5 protein-coding genes are annotated in these 8,182 nt (G+C 62.8%); all 5 read left to right on the top strand.

Annotated features, from left to right (window positions below):
• The first annotated feature begins 439 nt into the window (after positions 1 to 439).
• A complete protein-coding gene (gene kdpA, locus AACS18_RS12650; protein WP_108614338.1) occupies positions 440 to 2,134 on the top strand; it encodes a potassium-transporting ATPase subunit KdpA in 1,695 nt (564 codons plus the stop codon).
• 67 nt (positions 2,135 to 2,201) lie between these two features.
• Positions 2,202 to 4,259 carry a potassium-transporting ATPase subunit KdpB gene (gene kdpB, locus AACS18_RS12645; RefSeq protein ID WP_108614337.1) on the top strand — a complete coding sequence of 686 codons (2,058 nt, stop codon included), beginning with the start codon at positions 2,202 to 2,204 and terminating at the stop codon, positions 4,257 to 4,259.
• Positions 4,260 to 4,321: 62 nt separating this feature from the next.
• Complete coding sequence (locus AACS18_RS12640) at positions 4,322 to 4,849, top strand: potassium-transporting ATPase subunit C (RefSeq protein ID WP_100644740.1); 528 nt, start codon at positions 4,322 to 4,324, stop codon at positions 4,847 to 4,849.
• Positions 4,850 to 4,975: 126 nt separating this feature from the next.
• Positions 4,976 to 7,564 carry a sensor histidine kinase gene (locus AACS18_RS12635; protein WP_108614336.1) on the top strand — a complete coding sequence of 863 codons (2,589 nt, stop codon included), beginning with the start codon at positions 4,976 to 4,978 and terminating at the stop codon, positions 7,562 to 7,564.
• A 58-nt stretch (positions 7,565 to 7,622) separates the two neighbouring features.
• The coding region (locus tag AACS18_RS12630; protein WP_108614339.1) for a response regulator transcription factor at positions 7,623 to 8,182 on the top strand (560 nt) is incomplete at its 3' end.

The following is an 8,182-nucleotide window of genomic DNA, read 5'->3' as shown; positions in this document are numbered from 1 at the left end:
GAGCAGCCAGCTTCTACAGCCATGTAATCCCTTCATCCAAACCCGGCTCAGGCCGGGTTTTTTGATCCCTCCTCGCCATTTCTCTCGCAAATCCGTCGTTCTTTACGCCGATTTTACGCCTGCCACATGGCGCTTTATGGCGCCTTTACGCCTGTTTTACATACCCTTTTCATCGTCAATGACACCAACAGAGTCGATATGGTCTTACATCGGCTCTCGCAGCTAATTATCTCAATGGAGTCGATATGAATTGGCTATATCTGCTGCTCGTCCTCGCCTTGATGGCCTATCTGATGCGCGCACTCACGCGCAGTCACGAGTGAGGGACTACCTATATGCAGCAAGAAATTATCTACCCGGTGGCCAGCAAACTGCCGAGCCTCGTGGGCAATCCAATGCGTGCCCTGACGCACCGTGACCACGAGTGAGGAACTAGAACATGTGGCAAGAAATAATCTATCCGGTGGCCTTCGTGCTGCTGGTTCTGCTGCCGGCACCGCTGCTGGGCAACTACATCTACCGGGTATTTGAAGGCAAAATCCGCTGGCTGGCACCGGTCGAGCGCGCCACGCTGGCTTGCTGTGGCACCGATGGGCGGGAGCAGGACTGGAAGTCTTACGCCCTCAGCCTGTTGGCCTTCAACGGCGCCGGTTTCGGTCTGCTGTTCCTGATCCTGATGGCGCAGGGGTTGCTGCCCCTCAACCCGCAACAACTGCCGGGTCTGAGCTGGCAACTGGCATTCAACACCGCGGTCAGCTTTATGACCAACACCAACTGGCAAGCCTATTCCGGTGAGGCCAGCCTCTCCTACTTCAGCCAGATGGTGGGCCTGACCACCCAGAACTTCGTCTCCGCAGGGACGGGCGCCGCCGTCGCCATTGCCCTGTTCCGCGGCATCGCCCGCCAGCAGACCATCAACCTTGGCAACTTCTGGCAGGATCTGGTGCGTTTCTGCCTCTATGTGCTGCTGCCCATCGCACTGATCATGGCGCTGGTGCTGGTATGGCAAGGGGTGCCGCAAAGCCTCTCCGCCTATCTGCCGTTCCACGGTGTGGAGGGTCAGGAGCAGCTGCTGCCCCTCGGCCCGGCGGCCTCTCAGATCGCCATCAAGCAGCTTGGCTCCAACGGCGGCGGCTTCTTCGGCATCAACTCAGCACATCCGTTCGAGAACCCGACAGCCCTCTCCAACTGGCTGGAGATGGTCGCCCTGCTCACCATCGCCGCAGCCATGGTCTTTACTCTGGGCCGCTATGTGAAGGACATGGCCCACAGTCGCGCCATTCTCGGCGCCATGGCCCTCATGCTGGTGCTGGGGCTCTTCGTCTCCCTCTCCCAGGAGCTGAAACCGGATCCCGCCCTCGCCCAGCTCACCACTGACGCCAGCAACATGGCTGGCAACTGGGAAGGCAAGGAGAGCCGCTTCGGCCCTGTGCTCTCCAGCATCTGGGAAGTGGCGACCACTGCCGCCTCCAACGGTGCCGTCAACGCCATGCACGACAGCTTTACTCCGCTCGGCGGCATGGTGGGCATGATCAACATGCTGCTGGGTGAGGTCATCTTCGGCGGGGTCGGCTCCGGTATCTACGGCATGATGCTGTTCGTGCTGCTGACCGTATTCCTGTGCGGCCTGATGGTAGGGCGCACCCCGACCTATCTGGGCAAACGCCTCGGCATCACCGAAATGAAGTGGGTGGTCGCCAGCATGCTGGTCATGCCGGTGGGTGTGTTGGTGATCGGTGGTGTCACCATGCTGATGCCGGATGCCAGCACCATCATCGGCCATGATGGCCCGCACGGTCTGTCACGCCTCATCTACGCCTACGCCTCGGCTGCCGGCAACAACGGCTCCGCCTTCGCCGGTTTTGCCGCCGGTGACAACTGGCAGTGCATCGCCATCGGTCTGGCCATGCTGCTCGGTCGCTTCGGCTACATCATTCCGGTACTGGCCATCGCCGGTCAGCTGGCCCGCGCGCCCCGTCAGGAGACGAGCGAAGGGGACTTCCCCATCAGCGGCCCGCTGTTCGTTACCCTGCTGATCATCACCGTCCTGCTGATAGGTGGCCTCTCCTTCCTGCCGGTGCTGGCACTGGGCCCGGTGGCCGAACATCTGAGCCTGATCGGAGGAGCACTCTGATGAACCTGACCCTGTCGATCACCATCCGGATGCCAATGGCCAACTATCTGATGCTGGGAGCTTTCCAATGAGCAAGTCCACTGCAATGAGCACCGACACCATGTTGGTGAAGGGCAAAAAACAGAAATCACAGATCATCCAGGCAATGGTTGAGGCCCTCTATCGCTTCAATCCCAAGGCGCTGTTTGGCAGCCCCATCCTGTTCACCCTCTGGCTGGCTGCCGTGATGGCCACCGTGGAATCGCTGTTGGGGCAGCCCTTCTCGGGGGTTGCTCCCTCGCTGGCCTGGCAGTTGACCGCCTGGCTCTGGCTGACCCTCTGGTTTGCCAACTTCGCAGAAACTCTGGCCGAGGGACGCGGCAAGGCCCGTGCCGATAGCCTGAAAGCGGGCATGAGCCAGCTCAAGGCCCGTCGGGTGATCAATGCCAAAGATGGTCAGGGCGAGTGGGTGCCCGCCACCAGCCTGATGAAGGGGGATCTGGTGCTGGTACGCAGCGGCGAGATGATCCCGGCCGACGGCGAAGTGGTCGCCGGTATCGCCTCAGTCAACGAGGCCGCCATCACTGGCGAATCCGCCCCCGTCATCCGCGAGTCGGGCACCGACCGCAGCGGTGTGACTGGCAACACCACCGTCGTCTCCGACGAGATCTGGGTGCGCGTCAGCAACAATCCGGGCGAAAGTACGCTGGATCGGATGATCGCACTGGTGGAAGGGGCCAAGCGCCAGAAGACCCCCAACGAAATGGCGCTCGATGCCCTGCTGGTGGGTCTGACCCTGATCTTCCTGCTGGTGGTCGCCACCCTGCCCTGGTTCCTCGACTACAACGGCACCCAGGTACCGCGTCTCTACCTGATCGCTCTCTTTATCACCCTGATCCCGACCACCATCGGCGGCCTGCTCTCCGCCATCGGCATTGCCGGTATGGATCGACTGGTGAAGCTGAACGTCATCGCCAAGTCTGGCCGTGCCGTGGAAGCGGCCGGTGACGTGCGTACCCTGCTGCTGGACAAGACCGGCACCATCACCTTCGGCAACCGAATGGCTGACGAACTGATCCCGGCACCGGGCATCGACCCGGCCCTGCTGGCACAAGCGGCCATGCTGGCCTCGCTGGGTGACAACACCCCGGAGGGCAAATCCATCCTGACTCTGGCCAGCAAAAGCATGGCCAAGCCGAGCCAGCTGGAGAGCGACAAGGTGATCCCCTTCAGCGCCGAAACCCGGCTGAGCGGGCTGGATCGCAACGGTCATCAATATCGCAAGGGTGCGGTAGATGCCGTGCTGAACTACCTCAGCCTCGACCGCAAGGCGGTGCCGGAGCTGGTACTCAAGTCAGTCGACAGCATCGCCCGTCAGGGTGGGACTCCGCTGCTGGTCTGTACCCATGAGCAACTGCTGGGAGTGGTCTACCTCAAGGACATCATCAAGCCCGGTATCAAGGCTCGCTTCCAGATCCTGCGCCACATGGGGATCCGTACCGTGATGATCACCGGTGACAACCCGAAAACCGCCGCCGCCATCGCCGCAGAAGCCGGGGTGGATGACTTCATCGCCGAAGCGACGCCGGAGAAGAAGCTCGCCTATATCCGGCAGGAGCAGGCCGATGGTCGTCTGGTTGCCATGTGCGGCGACGGTGCCAACGATGCACCGGCACTGGCGCAGGCTGATGTGGGTCTGGCCATGAACGAGGGTACCCAAGCCGCCAAGGAGGCGGGCAATCTGGTGGATCTCGACTCCAACCCCACCAAGCTGCTGGATGTGGTGCTGGTCGGCAAACAGCTGCTGGTGACCCGTGGCGCCCTGACCACCTTCTCCATCGCCAACGACGTGGCCAAGTACTTTGCCATCCTGCCAGCCCTGTTCATCGCCGCCTACCCGCAACTGGGGGCGCTGAACCTGATGCAGCTGGGCAGCCCGCAGAGCGCCATCCTGTCGGCCATCATCTTCAACGCCCTGATCATTGTGGCGCTGGTGCCGCTGGCGCTGCGTGGTGTCGACCTGAAAGGCTCGGCCGCCAGCCTGCTGCGCCGCAACCTGTTGATCTACGGTGTCGGCGGCCTGCTGGTTCCGTTTATCGGCATCAAGCTGATCGATCTGGTCATTACCGGCCTGGGTCTGGTGTAACGACATAACCGGGATGCGGGGCAGACCCGCATCCCCAGCCATCCTTTTGGAGCAAGAGAATCATGATAGCAATCAGAACCCTGTTGACCCTGACCCTGCTGCTGGGAGTGGGTTATCCGCTGGCGGTCACCGGACTGGCCCAACTGCTGTTCCCCTGGCAGGCCAACGGCAGCCAGCTGACCGACAGCAAGCAGCAACTCATCGGTAGCGCCCTGCTGGGGCAGAAATTCGAGCGGGCTGACTACTTCCATCCCCGTCCCTCCGCCAGCGATTTCAACACCATAGGCGGCAGCGCCAGCAATCTGGGGATGAGCTCACCGCTGCGGGCAGAGTTCGCCGAACAGGTGGCCAAGGCACAGCCTGGAACCCGCTCCCCCGCCATGCTGACCCGCTCCGCCTCCGGCCTCGATCCCCACCTGCCACTCGATGCGGTGCTGGCTCAGGTCGACCGCGTCGCCAAAGAACGTGGACTGGATCCCGCCCAACTGACGGAGCAGGTCAAGTCGGCCACACAAGCTGGTATCCTTGGCCCGCAGGTGGTCAACATTCTCCAGCTGAATCTGCAACTGGATCATAAAAAGGGCGCCTGATGGCGCCCGTTCCGGTTTGGTGATGACCTCGATTTTCGAAACGGGCAATTGGCTCGATAGGGATAACAATGGCTGATCTAGCAAGCGCTGACGCCCTGCTGACGAGTCTGATGCAGGAGCATGGGGATGCGTGATGAGGTAAGGGCCGACGCCCTGCTGGCGAGCCTGGAACAGGAGCACAAGGGCAAGCTGAAGGTGTTTCTCGGCGCAGCTCCCGGCGTGGGCAAGACCTACGCCATGCTGCAGGCAGTGCGGGAACAGGCCAAAGAGGGGGTAGACATCCTGATCGGCGTGGTGGAAACCCACGGCCGTCAAGAAACCCTGGCCCTGCTCGACAAGCTCGCCATCATGCCGCGCAAGATCCACATGCACCGCCAGCAGCGACTGGAGGAGATGGATCTCGACGGCCTGCTCGCGCGCAAGCCCGCCATCGCCGTGGTGGACGAGCTGGCCCACAGCAACGCCCCCGGCAGCCGCCACGAGAAGCGCTGGCAGGATGTGGAGGAGCTGCTCAACGCCGGGATCGACGTCTACACCACCCTCAACGTGCAGCATCTGGAGAGTCTCAACGATCTGGTGTGGCAGCTCACCGGGGTCAGGGTAAAAGAGACCCTGCCCGATCAGGTGCTGCTGGAAGCCGACAGTCTGGTGCTGATCGACCTGCCCCCCAAGGAGCTGCTCGGCCGCCTCAAGGAGGGGAAGGTTTATGTGCCCCATCAGGCCAAGGCGGCACTGCAATCCTTCTTCTCCCTCAACAACCTCACCGCATTGCGGGAGCTGGCGATGCAGACCGCCGCCAGCCATGTGGAGGGCGATCTGCAACTGCAGTGGCAGGCAGCAGGCAAGAGCACCTTGCCGCTGCGGGGCAAGCTGATGGTTTGCCTCGGTGACCTGCACGGCTCGGCGCTGGTGCGCTACGGCCACCGCTTTGCCCAGCGCCGTCAGCTCCCGTGGCTGGTGGTGCATGTCGACAGCAATGGCCGCCGCTCGGCCGATGTGGAGCAGGCGCTGGCGCTCGCCTCCCACCTCGGTGCCAAGGTGCTGACCCTCTCCAGTCCGGCGGTCGCCAACACCCTGCTGGAGACCGCCGAACAGCAACAGGTCTCCCAGCTGCTGCTCGGCAAACCTCACAAGGCGCCGTGGCGCCGCTCGCTGGTGCAGCACCTGCTCAAGCAGGCGCAAGGGCTCGAAATCACGCTGGTCGATACCGAGAAGCAGAAGCCCGAAGTGGGGATGCGCGTCCCGACCCCGAAGGATATACACCACAGCCTGCTGGCGGTGACCATCATGGGGATCACCTCGGCCGCCGCATGGGGGCTCTCCTACTGGCTGCCGCCCGCAGCGTTGCCACTCATCTTTGTACTGGGGGTGCTGGCGACAGCCCTCACCACCAGTCTGGTGCCCGCCACACTGGCGGCTGTGCTGGGCTTTATCGCCCACAATCTGCTCTTCACCGCCCCCTACTTCTCCCTGAGCGTCGCCAACCACAGCGATCTGCTCACCCTGTTCGTGCTGCTTATCGTCGGCATGACGGCTGGGCGGCTCGCCTCCCGCCAGCGGCAACAACTGATCGGTCTGCGCGAGACCCAGCAGCTGGGCAATGCATTGCTCTCCCTCAGTCAGGGGCTGGCCACCGCCAGCAGCCCGGAGGAGGTGCTCAGACAAGGTGCTCAGGCCATTTCACTGGCGCTCGGCCAGCCGACCGTGGTGATCGACAAGGAGTTCAACGATCGGCTCGGCAACGAGAAGCACAGGCCCGGGCAGACCGACAAGGCGGCCATCGACTGGTGTCTGGCCCAGAAGCAGAGCGCCGGGGCCCACACCGCCACCCTCAATGCCGCCGAGGCGCAGTATCACCACCTCAGCGACGATCTGGTGATCGGCATCAGCCTCAGCAATCCGCTCTCCTCCTCCGCCGAGCATCAGCTGCAGGCACTGCTCACTGACATTCGCGCCGCGCTGGCGCGGATCGACCTCAACGAGCGGCTGGCCGACAGTCAGTTGCAGGCGGAGACCGACCGGATGCGAGCCGCCCTGCTCTCCTCGGTCTCCCACGATTTGAAAACGCCGCTGGCCACCATCATGGGGGCTGGCAGCACCCTGCTGGAATATGGTGACCGGATCCCCGCCGAAGACCGCGACGAACTGCTCCACTCGGTGCAGGAGGAGGCGCGCCGCCTGCACAGCTATGTGCAAAATCTGCTGGATATGACTCGTATCGGCTCCCCCGACTTCCAGCTGAAACGGGACTGGGTCGATCTGGCGGATCTGGTGGAGAGCGCCCGCAAGCGGCTCGACTCCTCCTGGCGCCAGCACAAGCTGCTGGTCCATTTCGATCAGCATGTGCCCCAGCTCTATGTGCACGGCGCCCTGATCGAGCAGGTGCTGGTCAATATCCTCGACAACGCCTCCCGCTACTCGCCGGCAGGCACCCCCATCGAGTTCAAGGTGATGGTGGCCGAACCCGACCTCATCATCGACATCATCGATATCGGGGTCGGTATCGCCGAATCGGATCGGGAGAAGATCTTCAACCTCTTCTACACCCAGCCGGTTGGCGATTGCGGCAGCCGCGGCACCGGGCTTGGCCTCGCCATTTCCCGCGCTATGATAGAGGCCCACGGCGGCAAGATTTGGGCCTTCTCCGGCCCCAATGGCAACGGCACCTGCATGCGCATCTCCCTGCCGCTCGCCCTCAATTCACCGGAGGTCTGATGGCTGACCGCCTGATCGGGTCACTCAGCCCCTCCCACCATTCGCCTCTGGAGGTTCGATGGCGCACATTCTGGTCATAGATGATGAAGCGGCGATCCGTCGCTTTCTGCGGATCAGCCTGATTGCCGAGGGGCATCAGGTGAGTGAGGCGGTGGGGGTCAATGAAGGGCTGGAGCAGTATCGCCACCTCAACCCCGATCTGGTGATCCTCGATCTCGGTCTGCCGGATGGCGATGGTATTCAGGTATTGCAGGCCATTCGCGAACACCACCCCAATCCGGTGCTGGTGCTGTCGGCCCGCGATTCGGAGCAGGAGAAGGTGCGGCTGCTGGATGCCGGCGCCAACGACTACATGAGCAAGCCGTTCGGCATCGGCGAGATGATGGCCCGCATCCGTGTGCTGTTGCGCCAGCGGGCTGGCGTCAGCAGCGGCGAGCGGCGCCACTTCCCCCAATGCGGCCTGACGCTGGATATCAGCAGCCACAAGGTGACCATGAAGGAGGAGGAGATCCCCCTCTCCCGCAAGGAGTTCGCCCTGCTGCAGGCGTTGGTGTGCCACCCCGGCAAGCTGGTGATGCAGACCCAGCTGCTCAACGACATCTGGGGACCGAGCCACAA

Source organism: Aeromonas sp. HMWF015, assembly GCF_963878965.1.
In the GTDB taxonomy this organism is placed as follows: domain Bacteria; phylum Pseudomonadota; class Gammaproteobacteria; order Enterobacterales; family Aeromonadaceae; genus Aeromonas; species Aeromonas veronii.
Note: the sequence above shows the minus strand (reverse complement) of the source record. Positions and strands in the feature narration are given on the sequence as shown.